The following is an 18,534-nucleotide window of genomic DNA, read 5'->3' as shown; positions in this document are numbered from 1 at the left end:
TCGATGGCTAAAAAAGACAAAAACAAGAAAAAGATTCTGGTAGTTGATGATTCTGTTTTTACATTAAAATTACTTGAACGAAAGATCAAGGAAAAGCCTAATTTTCATGTCCTCACATCCTCCAGTGCGGATGAGGCAATTAAAAGCTTGAACAACAATCAAATTGACCTTGTAATAACAGATAAGGTGATGCCTTCAATTGACGGGATTAACCTGACCCGTCATATCAAGGAAAATTTTAAAAATATTGGTATTATCATGGTTACCGGGTATGCTTCTGTAGGAGACGCTGTAAAAGCGGTGAAAACCGGCGCTGAAGAATACCTTGAAAAGCCGATTGGCGACGAAGCCTTGTTTGCCGCCATTGACAGTGTTCTGGAAAAAGTGGAACGGCGGAAACTTTTATCAGCGACCCAACAATACGTTGAAGCCAATAATCTCGGTATCATTGGTGAATCGGAGCCTATGAAACGGGTGCTCTCGGACATTGCCAAGGCTGCTACGATTCCGGCTACCGTACTCATTACCGGAGAAAGTGGAACCGGTAAAGAGCTGGTTGCTCAGGCAATACATCGTTCCAGTCCACGTTCCGCCAAACCGTTTGTTGCTGTTAACTGCTCAGCGATACCCGAATCTCTGATGGAGAGTGAATTGTTTGGAAATGAAAAAGGGGCCTATACCGGAGCACATCAGAGTCGGGAAGGATTTTTTCAAAAAGCTGACAAAGGCACTATCTTTCTGGATGAGATTGCAACCACCAGTTTTCCGACTCAATCCAAGTTATTGCGCGTTTTGCAGGAAAAAGAGATTATCAAAGTCGGGTCGAGTCAACCTCAGAAAATAGATGTCAAAATTGTCGCCGCGACCAACCGGGAACTGTGGAACATGATGCAGAACGGCCAATTTCGCGAGGATCTGTACTATCGGCTTAATGTATTAACTATCAATCTGCCGCCGCTTTCTGAACGCAGTGATGATATTTTCCTGTTATTCAACTATTTTACAGAGAAATATTCTAAAGAGTTGGACAGAAAACCGCCCAAGTTTTCGGATGAGGTTTATAAAGTATTCCAGTCTTACAGCTGGCCGGGAAACGTGAGAGAACTTGAAAATCTGGTTCAGCGCCTGGTGGTTATGAAGGATTTACGCAAAATCAACGTTCCTGATCTGCCAGAACATATGCGTTACTCGGTACGGCATTCTGGAAGTTCTCTGCAAAGTCTTGCCGAGATAGAAGCTGAGCACATCGAGCGTGTTCTGCAGCATACAGAGGGGAATAAATCAAAAGCAGCGGAAATACTTGGGATTGATCGTAAGACCCTTCGGGATAAGATAAAAAAGTATAAAATAGTATCCTGAGTTTAATTATTTTTTAGGGTTAATGGGTTTCCGTTTCGGCTTTTCCGGCAATAGGTTCTTGTCTTTTATCAGGCAGAATAATAGCCAGAATGATATATAATGCAATCCCGATGAACAAATCTGTAATTACTGCAAATAAAATATCGGAAGCTTTTATCTGTCAGTCGGCGAGATTATCAATAATAAGAGTTAATGCTTTAATTTATCAATTGCTTTTTCGATATGAATACGCATGGCAGATTCTGCAGCCTGGTCATCCCTGTTTTCGATGGCAGATATGATTCGCAAATGCTCTGATAATGTTTCCTCGGGCGAACGTACCAAGCCGATTTGCGAATGCAGGACATGTATGTTGTTCAACAAACGCATTCTTTGAATGACATCATTTTCACATAGATTGATAATACAACTATGAAATTCGCGGTCCGCTTGTTCGTAGAATGCCTGATCTATATCATGCTGATACTGAAAAGGCTCGAATATTTTGTGCAGTTTTTGAATGTCCTCACTGGCGGCGTGTTCAGCCACCAGACGTGCAGCCAAACCTTCAAACACAGCACGGCACTGTAAAATGTCTATAATCTCCTTGGGGGTTATTTTTTTAACAAACATGCCGCGGCGTGGAATACTTTCAACCAGCAGTTCGTTTTCAAGTCGGGCCAGGGCTTTTAAAAGAGGAGAGCGGCTGACTCCCAGTTCGGCAGCCAGTTTTTCCTGAAGGATTTTTTGCCCCGGAAGCAGTTCTCGATCCAGAATTTTACGTTTGAGACGTGAATAGACATGATCTGTCAACTCTGTGTGTGTCAAATCCATTTCCTGACCCTGGTTTTTACTGGGATGATCAAACAGTGCAAAATATGTTACATGTGTATTAATCTGCATAATATTTATATTGATGCAAATTACTTGCCAGAACATAATAGATTTTTTAAAAAATGATATTATAAAACAATGCTTTAGCTAAAAATATTTTACGAAACCGCTCGTAATATAACAAGCTGTATACTTTGTGTTATAGTCCAAGTTTTTTTTGTGGCATGAGGTAAATACTTTTGTTTTTCTGAAATTAATTTTATATTATTATGGAAAAGGAGAGAAAATGCGATACAGACAACCTGGGAAAACAGGATTGAATGTCTCTGAAATCGGCTTTGGTGCCTGGGCAATAGGAGAGAGCGGCTGGGGCAGACAATCCGAGAGTGATTCTATAGCTGCTCTCAATCGAGCCCTTGATCTGGGTGTAAATTTATTGATACGGCCCAGAAATACGGAGACGGTAAAAGTGAACGCGTCATTGCAAAAGCATTCAGGCGAGCGCCTGCGTAAAACAGTAGAACATGTCAATGATTTGAAAACGGATATCGAGCCGACGGGCTGGGACCTTCCGGCCCTTGCCTTGAAATTTCCTCTAATGCATCCAGCGGTGGGTACGGTTATACCCGGAATGCGAAAAGAGTGGCAGGCTGAAGCCAATACATACGTCTCAGATCTCGGTGATCCGGATGACTCTGTGATGGAAATATGCCGAAAGCATGCCTGGAGGCGCGGAGTCTGGTATTCAAAATAATCAATGGTATAATACTTGAATTATAAAACAGGTTTTTGATTATGGTTACTCGTGCACAACGTGTCCGATTGGGCATTTTTATAGTGGTAGCTATTGTGGCTCTGGTGGTTTCGATCGGAGTGATTGTGGCGCCCATGTTTCTTGAAAATTGGGATGTTTATTATATCGGTTTTCGCAATGTCTCTGTATCCGGATTGCAGCAAGGCAGTGCGGTCAAGTACCAGGGATTACAGGTAGGGTATGTCAGCGATATTTCTATTGATCCCCAGGATATCCAGCGAGTCATTGTTGAAGTGAGTCTGGAAGAAGGCACTCCGATCAAAATGGATACCGAGGCGAAAATTGCCATGTTGGGCATAACCGGTCTCAAAATAATCGAGTTGAAAAGCGGTAGCAATAAAGCGGAATTCTTGTCGCCCGGCTCGTTTATAGATGCCGGAAAATCTGTTACTGAAGAGATCAGCGGGCATGCTGAATCTCTGGCTGCAAAATCCGAGATTATTCTTAATAATTTGGCAGAATTTACAAGTGAGGATAATTTGAATCGTTTTATACAATTTGCCGATCAGTCTAATAAAACCATGCGTGAAATTGAAGCCCTGGTTCAAAACAACAGGCAGAACGTGGGCTTAACTTTGGATAATGCATCCAACTTTGCCCGGCGATTGGATTCACTCACAAACAGTGCCAATAGAATTTTACTGAATGTAGAAGAGTTTACCGGTTCTGATACATTGAAACAGATTGCGACCAATTTGGCTGATGTGACAAGCGCGCTCAAAGAAGCGGAACTTGTTCAACTGTTTCTGGAAATCAATACCACTCTGGAAAGAACCAATAATATGCTGCGCGATGTGGAGATCAGTTTTGCAAAAAGTCGTACGGATCTGGTGTATACCATTGAACGTCTGAAAGAAACCTCGGACAATCTGACCCAGTTTTCACGGATGATCAGCGAAGATCCATCCATCCTTATATTCGGTGCTGAACCAGAAAATGCGCCTGATTTTAATTTGGAGAAATAATATGAAATTTCACTTATTTTACGCCTTTGTGATCGTATCATTGATGATGCTGGCGGGCTGCAGTCATAAACAACCTGCCAGAAAATATTTTATTTTTGAATTCACAAATCAGGATTATCCCGCTGTAGAACAGGCTGATACCACGTTTGATGTGATTGTTGATGTCCTGGATTTTAGAGTTGCCCGTGCCTTTGATCAAACCCGAATGGTGGTCCGCACACAATCAAATGAACTGAATTATTATTATTATCATCATTGGGCTGTTCGTCCTTCTTATGCAATCCCTGCTCTGGTGTATGATTATTTTGAATACAAGAATGTGTTCCGGCGGATCAACCGGGGAATCAGTTATAATCCGGATTATATCATTATTGGCGAGGTCAAGAGTATAGAACGAATTCAAACCAAGGCTGGAGATCTTGCTCATATCCATATTCTTTTTGAATTTCAACAGGCTGATAACAAAATTGCTCTGATAAAGCATGAAGCAACTTTAATTGATAAATTTGATGACCCCAGCATGAATGGATTTGTAAAGACATTGAACCATAGTCTCGTTTTTACGCTGGAACAGTTTAAAAATAAAATTACAAATTATTTGGATAAACATGCAGATTATAGTCAGGCAAAATAAAGTGTTTCTATCCGGAAGCGCCACCCTTGAAAGCACCGGAGGATTATATAAACGGTTGCTCTCAATCGTGGATTCGGGAGATTATACGGAATACCAAATTGATTTGAGCGATTTATCCCGCATCGACAGCAGCGGTGTTGTTCTGCTGGATGAAATTCTGGACCATGCCTCACAAAAAGAGGTCAAGGTTGAACTGATCCATGTTCCGGAAAAAATAACCAAAGCCCTAAATACGTTTAGCTCCCGTTCAATAGCGCCGCAATCCGTACAAAAAAAGACGGGATGGCTTGAACGGATGGGAGAAAAGGCTCATGCTTATTGGCAATTACAAAAGAATGCGATTTTTTTAGCGGCGGATTCTTTTTATTTTTCTTTTCTTGGCCTATTCTCCCGTAAAGGTGCAAAAAAAGGAGAATTCATCAACCAAAGCATTTTAATAGGAATGAATGCGTTCCCTATTGTTGCCCTGATCTCGTTTCTGATTGGGTTTATTCTATCTCTGCAATCCGCAGCCCAATTGCGGCACTTCGGCGCCAGTATTTACATAGCGGATTTGGTTTCGATCTCAATGACCCGGGAGATGGGGCCGATTATGACAGCCATTTTATTCGCCGGTAGAAGCGGTTCTTCAATTGCCTCCGAGATTGCGACCATGGTCGTAACTGAAGAAACAGATGCGTTAAAAGCCATGGGACTCAATCCGATCCGATACACATTGGTTCCCAAAATCCATGCGATTACTCTCATGATGCCTTTACTGACCATTCTTTCAATGATCCTGGGGATTTTGGGTGCGTTTGTGATCGGTGTGACGTATCTTGATGTGGGCGTGTCCCCCTTTTATAATCAAGTTATTCAGGCGCTTGTTCTTAAAGATATATTAACAGGTCTTGTCAAAAGTATCATATTTGCCTGGATCATTGTCATGGTCGGTGCATTTTATGGGTTCCGGGTTAGAGGCGGCGCTGCTGATGTGGGACGCATGACCACTGCATCTGTAGTTGCGTCAATATTTTTGGTCATATTGGCTGATAGTATCCTTGGTTTATTATTTTATTTTAACATAAAAAGTGGATTTTAATGAAAAAGCAAGCCTGGTAGAATTATGAATCAAAATGACCTGGTCATAAATGTAAAATCAATTTCCAGCGGATTTAATGACTCTTTGATACTTGATGACGTTTCGATGATTGCGAAAAGCACGAGATTACTGTTATCATTGGCTCCAGTGGATGCGGTAAAACCACACTGCTCAAACATTTAATCAGGCTTTACCTGCCCTGGTCCGGGTCAATTCAAATTTTTGGCCGTGAAATCACGGATATGGATGAACCTGAATTTAATGAGCTCCTTTTGAGTATAGGGGTGTTATTCCAGAATGGCGCTTTGCTAAACTCAATAAACGTCGCGGAAAATGTGGCTATCCCCCTTGAGCAGCATACGAATTTACCTTATCGTATCATTGAACGTTTAATTAGAGTCAAACTCAATTTGGTCGAGCTCAATCATGCTTTTCTGAAACTGCCCTCAGAGTTGTCCGGCGGGATGCGAAAACGTGCTGCTCTGGCAAGAGCCATCGCACTTGATCCCGCCTTGCTGTTATGCGATGAACCCTCGGCCGGCCTGGATCCCGTAACGCTGGAAGCTTTGGATCAGCTTGTATTAAAAATGCGTGATGAACTGGGAATGTCAATCGTTATTGTAACCCATGACCTCGCCAGCATCTATCGTATAGCCGACAGGGTTTTATTTCTGGATGACGGAAAGGTTTTGTTTGAAGGCACATTAAAAGAAACACTTGATTGCGGAATCGATAAAGTGAATGCGTTTTTTAAAAAGGGCGCCGGACTTGTTTCTCACAGATAAACAGGATCAGAGATTTGCCAATATCAGCTTTCGAGCTGTTCTTTAAACCGTTCTTCGGGGGAAAGGGCGGGCTTTCCTGCTTTGATTTTTTCTTCTTGCCGGATCGGAATACTTTTGTAAAGATTTGCTTCTCTCTTTAATATGTGCTCCCTGAATTTTTGCAAATAGCTTGATATTGTCAGCTGCCAGGAGGACATGTCTTTGACCAAAAAATCAAATAATGCCTGTCCGCATTGTGGGGTCTGTAAATATCCAAAAACAGAGTGTGGATTGGTTTTGTCTTCCCATGTATAATTATTGTTTACTAAATAATCCTGGGGTTTTACATTCTTTGAGTTGGGATAAAAATCATCCTCCAGGTCGTAATTGATGGTTATGATATCTCGTATATCGGAAAGGTTGTACCAGTTTTTAATGTTTTCGGGTGTTTTAAGTTTCTGCTTTACAGGATTTTGTCCCGATAATTTACCCATAACTGTGGATTGTCCAAGAGGGGAGCCCAGGGTCACCAAAGTGTCAATTTGAATGTCGTTCTGGAGCAAAGAACTCAAAACATCATATATGATAATCGAGCCCATCGAATGTGCAATGATCATGATCTTTTGGGATTTGTGCCGATGCAAGGTTTCAATCACTCGCTCGGTAATCGCTTGCCTTACATTTCGACTTTGAGCTTCATGATAGCCGGTTCCATTATTCAGGTAAACATCCAGATCCCGAAAATGATGGCGGATAAATTTTTCGGATAAATCTTCCAGATTATGATAGATACTGTCCGAATGCATTAAAAAATCGGCAAGTTTTTCTATGCCATTGCGTGTCAGACGTCGCAAGGTACTGCCGCTGGGTTCAGATGGCGGAGTGAGATATTTAAATGGAAAGCTCAGATATCGCGGATCTTTTTCATCTGTTATAACAGGATCCAGGGGAAAGGGATACAAAAGATCTGCCCAATAGATGAGTTCAAGTCGAAACGGAAAGTTTTTCAAACCTGCATTGCGTAGCGCCTGGTGCAAACTGATATCCCACCAGGCATACAGGCTTTCTACAGTCACCTTGTTCTTTAATCCATGAATTCCTATTACTATATTTTTCATGACTTGTTTGTTTAAATTAATAATACATTAAAAATAGCAATTTATTTTATCATTTTAAAGCTGAAAATGAGAAATTTTGAAACCTTTTGGTCAAGTATCGTACACTGGTATGAAAATTAACCATACTGCAAAGACAAATAATAAAAACTGGAGGATGTCATGAACATTCAAAAAATGCTTGGCTGGGTCGCTATTCTGTCATTGGTAATTGTTTTTGGTGCATTTGCAAAAGCTTCTCCAAAAGCAGACGTTTCTCAACTTGATGCAAAGGATCAGAAACTCGTTCAGCAGCTTGACAATGAAAAGGCTGATAAACGGATACAGGCTGCACAAAAACTGGCAGAGCGCAACTGTTTAAAAGCTGAAGATGCTTTGCTGACTATGTTGCAGGAAGATTCTGCTTATCAGGCCCGAATCGTTGCTGCCATGTCGCTGATGAAATTGAACAGCGAAAAAAGCGCTTGACGCCATCAAAGAGCAGGCAGAGAAAGATCCGAATCAAATTGCTCGCAATGCACTCAACGGTATGGTGAAACAGTTACAAAACAATTCATAAAGCTGTAAAGCCGTATTCTGCATGCACGCAGAATACGGCTTTTTCCTTCCCACTCTTTCCTTTTATCTAACAGTATTTGCATCCTAAAAAAACTTTTCTTACATTACTCTTTTCTTTTGGAAGATTAATCTGATAGTTACCTGTTTTAGTTAAAAAAAGAAAGGACGTATTATGAGAGCCAATGTATTTCTTTTGTCATTGATGCTTTTATTGTCGGTACTGTTTGCCTGTTCGAGCGATACACCCGAAAACATCATTATCGTGATTGGTGATGGTGCCGGGTTTTACCAAATGCAGGCCGCGAGCAGCTATATCTACGGAGAAACAGACAGTTTGATCAGTCAATCATTTCCTGTGCAGTTGGCTTGTACGACATATCCAGCCACGGGCCATGGATATGATTCTGAAATGGCATGGTCTGAATTCGATTATGTTATGAAGAAATGCACGGATTCAGCTGCTTCTGGAACAGCATTGGCTTGTGGTGTCAAAACTAACAATGGCGCAATTGGTGTGGACCAGGAAAAAAATGTTCTGATTAACCTCATGGAACAAGCTGAACAGTTGGGAAAAATGACGGGTATTGTGACATCCGTGCCGATTACGCATGCAACGCCGGCTGCCTTTGTTGCACATAATGACAGCAGGCATAATTACCATGAAATCGCCAGGGAAATGATTCTTGAGAGCGCTGTTGATGTAATCATGGGCGCAGGTCATCCTTTTTTTGATAATAATGGCAATCGCCTAAATGAGCCGGATTACCAATACCTATCGGAATCTCTCTGGAACACTGTTAATTCTGATTCCGCCGATGAAAGCAGTCCCCACAAATGGGGCTTGGTACAGGATCGCGATGCTTTCAAGAAATTAATGAACGGTGCCACGCCTGAACGTGTATTGGGACTGGCTCCTGTGGCATCATCACTGCAAGTCAGCCGTGATGGCGGTGAAGAACAAAAGGAGCCTTTCGGCGTACCTCTGATTTCAACGGTGCCCACACTTGAAGAGATGACCCGGGGAGCTATCAATGTGCTCGATGATGATCCTGATGGATTTGTGCTTATGGTTGAAGCAGGGGCTATTGATTGGGCATGTCATGGAAATAACGGCCCCCGAATGATCGAAGAATTTGTACAAATGGAAGAGACCGTTAATGCTATAGTCGATTGGATCGAATCGGAAAGCAGCTGGAAAAATACCCTGCTCGTGGTGACGGCTGATCATGAGACAGGATATTTGACAGGTCCTGGTTCCGGTGAGGATGACCCCGTATGGACTCCTATTGTAAATAATGGCAAAAACAAAATGCCGGGTATGGAATGGCACTCAGGCAGCCATACCAACTCGCTTGTTCCACTGCAGGCAATCGGGAAAGGTGCTGATAATTTTAAACTCGTAGCTGTTAAAAAGGATTCGGTTCGTGGTTCTTATCTGGATAATACGGATATTGGCATTATTCTCAAATCTCTGGCAACCAATTAAGTCTGCAACCGAGACAGCAGATGTTGCCTGCTCCGGAAAGGTACATTGAATGAATCGATACGTCATTTTTGCCAATGGAGATTATGACCCACCGCTCAAAGATCACATCGATGTCTGTGATCATCTGGTTGCTGTTGATGGAGGGGCGGAGTATGCCATCCGTGACGGCTTCCAGCCGGAAATGGTAATAGGAGATTTCGATTCCCTGGTCCCGGATATCCTGAAACAGTTTTCGCAGAATCAGATTATTCGCTATCCGGCGGACAAAGACAAGACAGATCTTGAACTTGCTGCTGACTATTGTGTTGAGCACTCGGCAACTGATATCCGAATTCTACATGCTTGTGGCGGCAGGATGGATCAGTTTCTGGGTAATTTTTTGCTGTTCGTCCAGCCAAAATACAGTCATTTGAATGTAGAGTTTTACTGCAAAAATCAAATGATAACTATTTTACATCCCCACGTCAAAAAAGAGTTTGTCGGACGCCGGGGAGACGGTTTCTCGATTGTGCCGTTAGCAGATGAGGTGAATATAGATTATCTGAATGGTACAAAATGGGAGTTAAAGGAAGAAACGATCAGAATGGGACAGAGTTTGAGCCTGAGTAATGAATTTATTCAAATATCGGTCAAATTATTGACCCGATTGGGGGTTTGCCTGGTGGTTCATATCAAAAATTGAATATTCATTTTTATGACTCAAAAAGGCCATCCAGGTAGATGGCCTTTTTATTTGCCTTTACTTGAGTAAAACCATTTTCTTGATTGCTTGATAATCATTGGACTGAAAGCGATAGTAATAAACGCCTGAAGCAACCTGCATATTCTGGTTGTTTTTACCATTCCATGAAAGTTCATAATATCCGGGCGCCAACTTGCTGTTGACCAGAGTTCTGACCAATTGACCCCGGATGTTGTAAATAGAAATACGAGTGTCGGATTTCTCCGGAAGCTGGAATCTGATATTCGTCTCCGGATTAAAGGGGTTGGGAAAGTTTTGCAGCAGTTTATATTCTTCCGGGAATTCGGCTTTAACCCTAATGGCTTCACTTTGATTGCTATAGCCGCTGATGCTCTGATCCTCGAGTTTATAATAGAATGTATGTCCGCCGGCTGCGGTCGAGTCTGTAAAAGTATAGTGCCCTTTGGGCGATGCGGGAATCAACCGCGGATTCACTTTTTCAAACGGGCCTGCCTCACTGTTGCTCCTCAGCACATTAAATCCGGCGTTATTCACCTCATTTGCGGTTTCCCAGACCAACTGAATACCTTCAAACGGCAGACTCTGAGCTTCAAATGCTGATAATTCCACTTTGGTCACTACCGTGTTCCATGTCAGACTGTCTGATGATATTCCATCCGTAACGATGACTTTGATGATATGGTCGCCGCGTGCATATTTTGTACTATAAAACGAAAATCTGTTCGTATTGACCGGCTCAGGAACGCCATCGACCGACCACTGATAGTTCAATTGCGATGCGCCCTGATCTGTAACACGAATCGAGAATTCAATGATTTCCGGCTTTCGGATTTCCGCCAAATCAGTCGGATAAAACGAATAAATCTTTATTTGGGATATCACGTTAATCGTGACCGAATCGATATCAAATCCCTTTAAATAACCGGACTTGTTGTCTTCTACCTGGAATTTGACGGTCCAGGTTCCTTTCTGATCTACCCGGGTGTCCGACTGAATGTATTGGAATCTGCATCAAATTCGGAATTAGAGGGTTGATTGAGAACGGAAAATGTGAGCGGGTCCTGATCGCCGTCCTCTGCATGTAGTGGAATGATTACGGGTTCACCATAATTAACCGTCACTTGCGAGGGCATATCAGTAAACTCGGGAAAGGCATTGTCAACACCGGTGGCATAATAACGTACAAAATTGGGCTCTAGGCCGACTTTGGTCGCCAATAATGAATTTACATCAAGATAACCGATTGTCCAGCGTGTGGATGCCAGGCCGCTGCTGTCGCTTGTTGTTGTTTGATTTTCTGTATAGCCGGATTCCGTTTCCGGGGCAAAATATACGGTTTCTCCGTGAACCGGATTGCCATATTGATCGGTGATTTGTACGACCAACGGATAGACCAGCTCTCTGCCGCGAGTCATACTCTGTTCATCACCGGCATATTTTCTTAGATAAAAGGCTTGATCACTTTTTCCGGTGACATTAAACTGAACATTCTCATCAGGTAGATCAGGTGATGTCGCTTCGAAAATATACTCACCTGTTTTATGCCCCATTAGTATCGTCGCAGCGGCTAAACCCTGCTCATTGGTAGTCAAAGTGCTGGGTTGCAGCACCGCGGCGAGATTTTCCGGGCCGGGTTCTTCAATTAGACTGAATTCAACTTTCACTCCGCCGACAGGGTTGCCGTTCGGGTCCTGTGACTGAACGATCACCACATCATTAAAAGTTTTACCGACCGTTGCCGTTTGTTTGGCATGACTGGCGGCCAGCAGCTGCGAAGCAGCGCCGGCGCGCGCAAATGCGATAAAAATAATCGTGTCGGAATTTCCTGACAATCTGGCTTCAATTTGATGCGAACCGCTGAGCTTGTCAAATCCGATTTGGATGCCGGCATAGCCGTTATAGTCGGTTAAAATGGGAGTATCATCAAGCAGACGCACATCGCTGTCTCCCAGGGGTGTAAATGATACCGGTGTGTTTCGTACCGGAATGCTGTCGCTGTCAATAACCTGGACCACGAGCTGCGAGGACAAGTTTTGTCCGACCGCACCGGTCAAGCTGTCACCGGAAATTTTACGCAGTGAATAGGGGGGATCGCTGATCTGGATTTCCCCAAAAACGGAACCTGGATATCAGCGTAATCAGGATGATCAATAGTGGCATAGATCAAATAGTTTTCATCCTCTTCCGGTCCCATGACAAGATGCACCGCTGCAATACCGCTGGAATCGGCCATTTCATAATAAAGTTTTTGCCGGTTTTCGACAAAGTACCCGTTGCCGGTTTTGAGTTCAAACTTGATGTTGGTATGCGGCACGGGATTATCATTTTTGTCTTTAGCCATCACGGCAAGAGAGTCTTTCAGAACGGCGCCCTTGTTGCCGACAAACTGATTGCTTTCATTAACCAGAGCCAATTGAGACGCTTGACCGGGTTTGACCGGAATGGCAATGGTGTCCAGTTTCAGCGATGGATAATCCGGAACAAATGCAGTGATTTTTAAGGAGCCAACAATCGAGGCTTTCACTTTGCCCATTGTTTTTCCCTTATCATTCGTAGATTCTTCGGGTTGATTAAAACTTGCGCCCTCGCTAACAGCAATCAGTTCGATGTCTTTACCCGGAATGGGGTTGCCGAATGAATCTACCAGAGTCACATGGATCTGTGCGGAGGTACTCTCATCAGATTTTAACTGTCCGGAAAAAGTGATCGAACAGGAATCTGCTGACGGTGAGGTGGGTAGCACATTAACGAAAACTGAATCGGGTGACCCGGGTATTGATCCTCCGTTTAATTCGAGGATATTCAGTTCATCCGTTTTGTGACCGACAAACCAGGTTTCTCTCGCTTCACCCTGCGTCGTTTTTTTTGTACTGAAACTGTAATTTGAAGATTGCAGATATCCGTCGCCTTCCAGAATTGAAAACTGGATACGATGTCCGTCAATACGGTTTCCGCCTGTCAACGCATCATAAGCCGCGGCCCGCACCGTAAGCGGCTGACCCGCCACCACAGTATGCTGCCTGTCCGATACCAATTCCATTCGCTTTGCCTGTGTTGGAATACCCCAGACAAACAGATTGATGGGCGAGGGGTCTAACGGCGCGTTGTTTGCATCATAAGAGCGGATTTTAATTTGGTTGTCTTCAAGAATCGGCATAAATCCGGCGTTTGCATAACCGTTGGCATCGGTACGGATCGTGATTTCGGTGATACAGCTTGCCGTCAACCACAAATACCGCGTGTTCATCGTCACTGTTGTAATGGGTTACACTGAGGTGTACCGGATGATTGGCAATGGGGTTTTGTGCAGTATCCGTCACGCGTAGCGTAATTGGAATACTCTGACCGGCTGTCAATGTATCTCCCGGCGTATTGATAAGCGAAATATATTTGGGAGCGCCGGTGACCGTAACAGCATTAAAGCGTACGGGAGAATTGTTGAGGGGTACAGAATTGAGCGCAGCGCTCGCTTCCAGAATATGTTCCGAAGGCGTGTTACCCAGTCGCCATGTCACTTGCGCTATACCATCATCATTGGTTTGCTTGACAATAGACTGTTTGTTGTCCACACTGCTGCTGCCCTGAAGAATTGCAAAGTTTACATCATAGTTGATGACAGGATTGTTGTAGGTGTCAACGATTTTGACCTCGGGCTGGAATATCTTCTGAGTTTGGCCTATGGGCTGCTGCCAACTGCTGTCCCCAACCGCGTAAATGCGATTCGGCTGGCCGGATTCTGCTGTGGCCACAAATTCCACGGGTGATATATCGGGAATATTGGGGACACTCACCTGTACGCTATCCGAATATAAAGCAGCATGGGTTCCGAGATTTAACCAGGTCCATGCGGCTCCTGCTGAATTGGTGACTTTGGTGATTTGAGGCATTCCTTCCAGAGAACCATTGGAACCGGTGACTGTGAACAACACTTCTGTATTGGGCACAGGATTATTATATTTATCCAATATAGCCACTGCAAATGAATCCGGCGCGATGGTCATCACAGGCGCTGACTGAATCGGATCATCTCCGTGCAGTTTGATCAGGGATGCCGGTGCTTCCGGTTTTACTGTACCGCGGAATTCGACAGGGCTGCCGTTCAACGGTTGGTTGTTTTCCTTAACGACCTGCGGCATGAATGATATTGCGTGTTTCCGTGCTTTCACCCATATAATAGTCCACAACCGCGCTGCCTGAAACGCTGTCAGATACGATGGTGCGAACGGTTGAATTGTTGGAAAAATGTCCGTTGCCCTGTACCCACACTAAAGGTCACCTTTTGTCCCGGTCTTGGATTTTCAAATTGATCCAAAATTTGAAACCCGCAATTGAATGGGACCCTGTCCGGCCCTGGCCTCAAAGCCGGTGGGACTGTCTGCTATTATTCTGTATGGAGCGGCAGGATTCGCCTGTGCTCTAAATTCCACGGCTTGTACATTGCTGTATCCTTTAACATAAATAATCGCAGTCTGAATGCCTGACTCTGTGCCCAGTGTAAACTGGGCGGAAGCAATGCCATTTGCATCCGTTTGCCGTATCACAGAATCTGAACCGTAAAACTTTCCGTTACCCCGATCGGATTTGAATACCACGTCTGTGCCGGCTCCAATCGGATTGCCAAAAGCATTTAATATTTTTACATTAAAGGGTTTGGCCAGCAATGATCCGACAGTTTCCGCCTGTAGCGGGGCGTCGCCGGACATTTTTACGATTCGATGCGGGATCGGCTGAGTGACGTTGAGATTAAAAATTCGATATCCCTGCTCAATCTTCGGATCACCGTCAACCCGGATCTGGTGATTGCCGACAATGGTCCCGGCTGTGTACAGCAATTCCACACGACCGGTTTCATCCGTGGTCAAAACAGTGTCTGCATCGACCGTTGAAGTGCCTACTTTTTGTTCAAAGTTACCGTCTCCGTTGACCACATAAAATTCAAGGTTGTGCTCCGGAATGCCATTGTTGTATTGATCGACAATTCGGGCAATTAGAGGTTCGTGAAAGGTGTGCCCGGCGCCAATTGTCTGCGCTTCACCGGATTCTTTGACAATCTGATAAGGGGCATCCGGCAGCGCTGTCGCGTTAAAAATGATGGGGGCGTTATCCAGCGGTACGCTTGGGGCAACCTGTACTTTATGAATGTTGGTGCCTGCTGTATCGCCAAGTGTTGTTCTGACCGTGGCGATACCATTTGCGTTGGTTGTATCTACGCGCACAGGGTATTCGCCGTCAATGGTGCCGTTGCCGGAAATGAGTTCAAACGGCACCGGAAAATTCTCAACCGGATTGCCATTCTCATCAGTGATCTTGATGGACAAGGATTCAGGCAGCGCCTCGGTTACCCGCGCGGTTTGATTGTTCCCGCCAAGTTCCTCTATGGCCACAGGAATTCCTTCACCCGCAACAGCGCGGAATTCAAGAGATGGTATATTCGGAAAGTCCGGAAGAAAGGCCTGTACAATACTTTCTTCCCGATATCCGAGTTTAAACAGCACTTCGGCATTGCCGTCCTGATCAGAATAAACATCAATCTGCTGACGGTTATTAAATGTCCCGTCCCCTTCCTGGACCGTAAATCTTACTTTAACACCTGAACATTGATTGCCGTATTTATCCTCTAATGACACTGAAAACGGCTCGGAAAGCAGTTCACCTGCTTTTCCGGTTATGGTCGATGCTGAGGTCCGGGCCATCTGGTTGGGATCGCCTGCATTTACCGTCAATGTAAACACCTGTCGGTTGTTATTCGGACAAGCGGTGCATAAGCTTCAATTTCTACAGTCTCTGCCTGGTTGCCAAAAGTGACCTGAGTCGATGCAAAACCGGATATATTGGTGATATTGGAAAATTCCTGATTGCTGCCGCCGGCGCCGGTCGGGGTATAGCCGGAATTGGATGTAAAGAGTACTTTGTCGTACCAGGTGTTGGCTTCACGGTTTTTAATGGCGAAATCAAGAAAGCCGTTTTCAAGAACCCAGCTTTGATCCCAACGGTACCATTTCCAGTCCTCTGTTACTTTGAAATTCCATCTTGCGGCTTCCGACGTGTCTCCGACGGCGATATATCCCGAGTTTGCAATGGGGCTTTGAGCAGCAACGCGCAGCCAAAGCGCATAGGCATCGGTTTTGGGGATGAAAATGCGATAATACGCTTTACCCCGGTTATTGGCATTGCTGATATTGGGCACGAGAATATACTTTCCATTGGAAGCCGTTGATGAACTGGAACTACTCATCGGCTGTTCGAGAATGCCGGATTCCGCCTCATACCAAATGTTGCCGTCAAAAATATCACCAATCGAGTCTGTGCTTAAAAATGCACTGCCTGAAATTACATTAAACTGGACAGGTACATTGGCAATTCCTTGTCCGTTGACATCAGTGATCTGAACAGCCAGGGGAATGGCAAGCTTTTCATCGACCTGGCCGGTTTCATTGTTTCCCGTATGAATATTCATAGTATAAGCGTTGAGAGGTGGCACAGCCACACAAAAGCTGGAAATGTCATTGTTTTGACCACCGTAAAGCATAACGCCGGAGAAAAGACGCTGTGCATTTCCCTGCAAATTGTTCACATCATTGACCTGACCAATCCAGGTGTTTTCCAGATACACATTGAACACATTGCCCAACGAAATATCATAAGAAAATTGAACCTTTAGTTCATCCCCCTGAGTGGGAGAAGGAGCGTCTTTATAAAAATCGTCAGAGTCTAATACCCCGGCTTGCGCCTGTCCGTTCTGAATGATCTCAAGATAAATTCTGCGGTTTCGAACCCGGACCAGATATCCGTCCGCTTCGCTGTAAACGGGATTGTTCAGGAGCATTGCAATACCGCTTGAGTTGATACCGTCATTGTCCACTAAATTTGACCAGGTGAAAGAGGCATCAACCGATGAGGCATTCGGACTGTAGGCAGTGGAGGTGTAAACCGCCAGGTCTGTCCAGCCGGGCGCCGGATTGAGAGTTCACCAGATTGGAATCCACAACCTCATACTGAGGCGAGGCGGACCAGTCCGGTAAATCAGGGTCTCCAAAATCGGTACAATACTCAATTCCTGCAACACTGGTCTCTACAAATATGCTCTCGGATAACGGCCCGACATTGCCTGACGCATCCCATGCGCGAATTGCAAAGAAATAAGACTGATCCGGCAGCAGATTTGTAACATCTGTTTTTTGAACAGAACCCGGCGCCCCGGGTTTCCCGACAGAGACCAGTTTTCCCTGCTTGAAATTGGAAGCATTCAGATTGAATGTTGCATAACGCAATTCGTAAATGTTCGCAGAGCGGGCGGCGCCGTCATCGCTGGGTGCAAACCATTCCAGTCGAATGCTTTGTGAATTAATCGAATAGCCTTGCTTCCATGCGATCCGGGACGGCGGATTATCGTCAGGATTCGTTTCGTCAATTAAATCCGAAATGGCCTGTTCATAACGCAGGGCCATGTTTTGATATCCGGTATTGTTTGGGTGCACACCGTCAGTTAATTGACTGAGAGTAACTGCAGAGTACATGTCAACAACTGTAATATTGTCACTGGGCGGATTGTCAAAAAACATTTTTTCAAGTTCAGCATTGTACTCACGAATCTTGGGTTCCGCTTCCCCTTCAACAATTTTGGGGATGATTTTACATACAAGAATATAACGGACACTCTGATGCTGAGCTATGTTCTGCAGCAAAGTCTGCATTTTCCCGGCCATTGTAGCTGGATTGGTATAGGGCCCCGGAGCATCATTTTCCCGTGTTATTGGTTCCCAGCATAACCAGGACAATGTCCGGGAAATAGGTGTTGAGCTGTCCGGTAATATTGAGCGAACCTCCGGGCAAGAATTGATCGATTTTGGCGCCACTCTGATAAAAACCGTTATAGGGCGCACCGTTGGGGCCGACAAACTCGATATCGTATCCGGAATTACTCAGGTTGTTGTATAATATGTCTCGATATCCGTTGCCCGAGCTGCTGCCTTCACCGGCAGTGATCGAATTACCCACCGGCATTATTTTCCACGTCTTGGAATATGCAAAAGCAGGTAAAATCAGGATAATGACCAGAATGAATATTCTTTTATAACTCTGCAAAGAATCCTCCAATAACTGAAAAAAGTTTTGTAAACCTTTTTATTCGGGATTGAAAATGCAACAATTATACCGAATGTGATTAAAAGATGGTACAAAACTTAGATTGTCAAAAAATTATAAATCAAGTAATATCAATAATATAAAAAATATCGCAATG

At 44.3% G+C, this 18,534-nt stretch carries 20 protein-coding genes; 9 read left to right on the top strand and 11 right to left on the bottom strand.

What is annotated here, in order from left to right; genetic code table 11:
- Positions 1 to 3 precede the first annotated feature (3 nt).
- Positions 4 to 1,359: a sigma-54 dependent transcriptional regulator gene (locus U5R06_07830; GenBank protein ID MDZ7722715.1), complete on the top strand. Its 1,356-nt coding sequence runs from the start codon at positions 4 to 6 to the stop codon at positions 1,357 to 1,359.
- Positions 1,360 to 1,548: 189 nt separating this feature from the next.
- Here U5R06_07830 and U5R06_07825 read toward each other — a convergent pair whose 3' ends face one another.
- Positions 1,549 to 2,166 (bottom strand): GntR family transcriptional regulator, encoded by a 618-nt coding sequence (locus U5R06_07825; GenBank protein MDZ7722714.1) that lies wholly within the window; start codon positions 2,164 to 2,166, stop codon positions 1,549 to 1,551.
- A gap of 441 nt (positions 2,167 to 2,607) precedes the next feature.
- On the opposite strand from U5R06_07825, the gene U5R06_07820 reads away from it, so the two are divergent.
- From U5R06_07820 to U5R06_07800, 5 genes are all read left to right on the top strand, one after another.
- Complete coding sequence (locus U5R06_07820; GenBank protein MDZ7722713.1) at positions 2,608 to 2,685, top strand: hypothetical protein; 78 nt, start codon at positions 2,608 to 2,610, stop codon at positions 2,683 to 2,685.
- Between the two features lie 282 nt (positions 2,686 to 2,967).
- Positions 2,968 to 3,951 (top strand): MlaD family protein, encoded by a 984-nt coding sequence (locus tag U5R06_07815; GenBank protein ID MDZ7722712.1) that lies wholly within the window; start codon positions 2,968 to 2,970, stop codon positions 3,949 to 3,951.
- 1 nt (position 3,952) lies between these two features.
- Positions 3,953 to 4,585 (top strand): ABC-type transport auxiliary lipoprotein family protein, encoded by a 633-nt coding sequence (locus U5R06_07810; protein MDZ7722711.1) that lies wholly within the window; start codon positions 3,953 to 3,955, stop codon positions 4,583 to 4,585.
- Positions 4,560 to 5,666 (top strand): MlaE family lipid ABC transporter permease subunit, encoded by a 1,107-nt coding sequence (locus tag U5R06_07805; protein ID MDZ7722710.1) that lies wholly within the window; start codon positions 4,560 to 4,562, stop codon positions 5,664 to 5,666. The genes U5R06_07810 and U5R06_07805 overlap by 26 nt, the downstream gene beginning before the upstream one ends.
- 125 nt (positions 5,667 to 5,791) lie before the next feature.
- On the top strand, positions 5,792 to 6,451 hold the full coding sequence (locus U5R06_07800) for an ATP-binding cassette domain-containing protein (protein MDZ7722709.1): 660 nt from the start codon (positions 5,792 to 5,794) through the stop codon (positions 6,449 to 6,451).
- A 23-nt stretch (positions 6,452 to 6,474) separates the two neighbouring features.
- On the opposite strand, the gene U5R06_07795 is transcribed toward U5R06_07800, so the two are convergent.
- Positions 6,475 to 7,548 carry an alpha/beta hydrolase gene (locus U5R06_07795; GenBank protein ID MDZ7722708.1) on the bottom strand — a complete coding sequence of 358 codons (1,074 nt, stop codon included), beginning with the start codon at positions 7,546 to 7,548 and terminating at the stop codon, positions 6,475 to 6,477.
- Positions 7,549 to 7,707: 159 nt separating this feature from the next.
- On the opposite strand from U5R06_07795, the gene U5R06_07790 reads away from it, so the two are divergent.
- The 3 genes from U5R06_07790 (at position 7,708) to U5R06_07780 (ending at position 10,271) form a co-directional block, all read left to right on the top strand.
- Positions 7,708 to 8,013 carry a hypothetical protein gene (locus U5R06_07790; GenBank protein ID MDZ7722707.1) on the top strand — a complete coding sequence of 102 codons (306 nt, stop codon included), beginning with the start codon at positions 7,708 to 7,710 and terminating at the stop codon, positions 8,011 to 8,013.
- 262 nt (positions 8,014 to 8,275) lie between these two features.
- Positions 8,276 to 9,589: an alkaline phosphatase gene (locus U5R06_07785; protein MDZ7722706.1), complete on the top strand. Its 1,314-nt coding sequence runs from the start codon at positions 8,276 to 8,278 to the stop codon at positions 9,587 to 9,589.
- 49 nt (positions 9,590 to 9,638) lie between these two features.
- Positions 9,639 to 10,271, top strand: coding sequence for a thiamine diphosphokinase (locus U5R06_07780; protein ID MDZ7722705.1), 633 nt, complete (start codon positions 9,639 to 9,641; stop codon positions 10,269 to 10,271).
- A gap of 57 nt (positions 10,272 to 10,328) precedes the next feature.
- Here U5R06_07780 and U5R06_07775 read toward each other — a convergent pair whose 3' ends face one another.
- The 9 genes from U5R06_07775 to U5R06_07735 form a co-directional block, all read right to left on the bottom strand.
- Entirely contained in the window at positions 10,329 to 11,174 is an 846-nt protein-coding gene (locus tag U5R06_07775) for a T9SS type A sorting domain-containing protein (GenBank protein MDZ7722704.1), read from the bottom strand.
- A 92-nt stretch (positions 11,175 to 11,266) separates the two neighbouring features.
- Positions 11,267 to 12,346: a hypothetical protein gene (locus tag U5R06_07770; GenBank protein ID MDZ7722703.1), complete on the bottom strand. Its 1,080-nt coding sequence runs from the start codon at positions 12,344 to 12,346 to the stop codon at positions 11,267 to 11,269.
- Complete coding sequence (locus U5R06_07765) at positions 12,343 to 13,539, bottom strand: hypothetical protein (protein ID MDZ7722702.1); 1,197 nt, start codon at positions 13,537 to 13,539, stop codon at positions 12,343 to 12,345. Before U5R06_07765 ends, U5R06_07770 begins: the two co-directional genes overlap by 4 nt.
- Positions 13,436 to 14,428: a hypothetical protein gene (locus U5R06_07760; protein MDZ7722701.1), complete on the bottom strand. Its 993-nt coding sequence runs from the start codon at positions 14,426 to 14,428 to the stop codon at positions 13,436 to 13,438. Before U5R06_07760 ends, U5R06_07765 begins: the two co-directional genes overlap by 104 nt.
- The gene (locus U5R06_07755) at positions 14,412 to 14,558 is read right to left on the bottom strand and encodes a hypothetical protein (GenBank protein MDZ7722700.1); all 147 of its coding nucleotides are present in this window, start codon (positions 14,556 to 14,558) and stop codon (positions 14,412 to 14,414) included. Before U5R06_07755 ends, U5R06_07760 begins: the two co-directional genes overlap by 17 nt.
- A 32-nt stretch (positions 14,559 to 14,590) precedes the next feature.
- Positions 14,591 to 16,015, bottom strand: a complete 1,425-nt coding sequence (locus tag U5R06_07750; protein ID MDZ7722699.1) for a hypothetical protein — start codon at positions 16,013 to 16,015, stop codon at positions 14,591 to 14,593.
- Positions 16,012 to 17,154, bottom strand: a complete 1,143-nt coding sequence (locus U5R06_07745) for a hypothetical protein (protein MDZ7722698.1) — start codon at positions 17,152 to 17,154, stop codon at positions 16,012 to 16,014. The genes U5R06_07750 and U5R06_07745 overlap by 4 nt, the downstream gene beginning before the upstream one ends.
- Positions 17,155 to 17,179: 25 nt before the next feature.
- Positions 17,180 to 17,986, bottom strand: a complete 807-nt coding sequence (locus U5R06_07740) for a hypothetical protein (protein MDZ7722697.1) — start codon at positions 17,984 to 17,986, stop codon at positions 17,180 to 17,182.
- A gap of 43 nt (positions 17,987 to 18,029) precedes the next feature.
- Complete coding sequence (locus tag U5R06_07735; protein ID MDZ7722696.1) at positions 18,030 to 18,377, bottom strand: SGNH/GDSL hydrolase family protein; 348 nt, start codon at positions 18,375 to 18,377, stop codon at positions 18,030 to 18,032.
- Positions 18,378 to 18,534: the final 157 nt, after the last annotated feature.

This window comes from candidate division KSB1 bacterium, from assembly GCA_034521575.1.
Lineage (GTDB): Bacteria > Zhuqueibacterota > Zhuqueibacteria > Residuimicrobiales > Krinioviventaceae > JAXHMJ01.
The sequence above is the reverse complement of the archived record's forward strand: the minus strand, read 5'-3'. Positions and strand labels throughout refer to the sequence as shown.